We start from the raw sequence: 402 nt of genomic DNA, 5'->3' as shown, positions 1-402 counted from the left end.
CTTGGCGATACCGAGTCCCGTCTGAAACTCGCTGAAACGCCGCACGCCCTCGAACGCATCCCGGATAATCAGCAGCGACCACCAGTCGCCGATCACATCGAGCGACCGCGCCACCGGGCAATCGGCTCCCGACAGGCTGACACGTTTTACCATGGCCACCGCTCTCCCTTGCGCCCGCACGCATCCGAATCTGGTTCTAAAATAGAACTAGATTTGTGTATCGCAAGTAGTCTTAAGATAAGACCAATTATCTGCCAAGAGGAGCCGAGACATGGGGCGCAATGAAACTTCGGACCAACCACATGACGGGCTGTCGAGAACCACGACGCTGCTCTTCGCCATCGCGGCAGGTCTCAGCGTCGCGAACATCTACTATGCCCAGCCGCTGCTTGATGCGTTGGC

The 402-nt window shown here is 57.7% G+C and carries 1 protein-coding gene and 1 pseudogene; one reads left to right on the top strand and one right to left on the bottom strand.

The features are described from left to right. Positions 1 to 153, bottom strand: a 153-nt coding sequence (locus tag AC5ZGW_RS47330) for a winged helix-turn-helix transcriptional regulator (protein WP_496114297.1), incomplete at its 3' end; no start/stop codon positions are given. A 118-nt stretch (positions 154 to 271) separates the two neighbouring features. Here AC5ZGW_RS47330 and AC5ZGW_RS47325 point away from each other — a divergent pair. Beyond that, a pseudogene (locus AC5ZGW_RS47325) lies at positions 272 to 402 on the top strand (MFS transporter); the annotation flags it as partial.

This window comes from Bradyrhizobium sp. Crot121 (assembly GCF_059512385.1).
This window is presented reverse-complemented; position numbering and strand designations above follow the sequence as displayed.